Here is a 456-nt window from a genome sequence, read left to right as displayed (position 1 = left end):
ACTTGTTGATGCTGATTCAGAAGCCGATGTGCTTGCTGATTCTGATGCTGATGTGCTTGCTGATTCTGATGCAGACGTTGATGCTGATTCTGAAGCTGATGTGCTTGCTGATTCTGACGCACTTGTTGACGCTGACTCAGAGGCACTTGTTGATGCTGACTCAGAGGCACTTGTTGATGCTGACTCAGAGGCACTTGTTGATGCTGATTCTGAAGCCGATGTGCTTGCTGATTCTGACGCACTTGTTGATGCTGATTCTGAGGCACTTGTTGATGCTGATTCTGAGGCAGACGTTGATGCTGATTCTGAAGCTGATGTTGACGCTGACTCTGAGGCGCTTGTGCTTGCTGATTCTGAAGCTGATGTGCTTGCTGATTCTGATGCACTTGTTGATGCTGATTCTGATGCGCTTGTGCTTGCTGATTCTGATGCGCTTGTGCTTGCTGACTCTGAGGC

Annotated in this window: 1 pseudogene; it reads left to right on the top strand. The window is 48.5% G+C overall.

What is annotated here, in order from left to right:
- Positions 1–456, top strand: a pseudogene (locus ADH81_RS11300) (hypothetical protein); the annotation flags it as partial.

It is taken from the genome of Streptococcus pseudopneumoniae (assembly GCF_001072925.1).
In the GTDB taxonomy this organism is placed as follows: Bacteria; Bacillota; Bacilli; order Lactobacillales; family Streptococcaceae; genus Streptococcus; species Streptococcus pseudopneumoniae_Q.
Note: the sequence above shows the minus strand (reverse complement) of the source record. Positions and strands in the feature narration are given on the sequence as shown.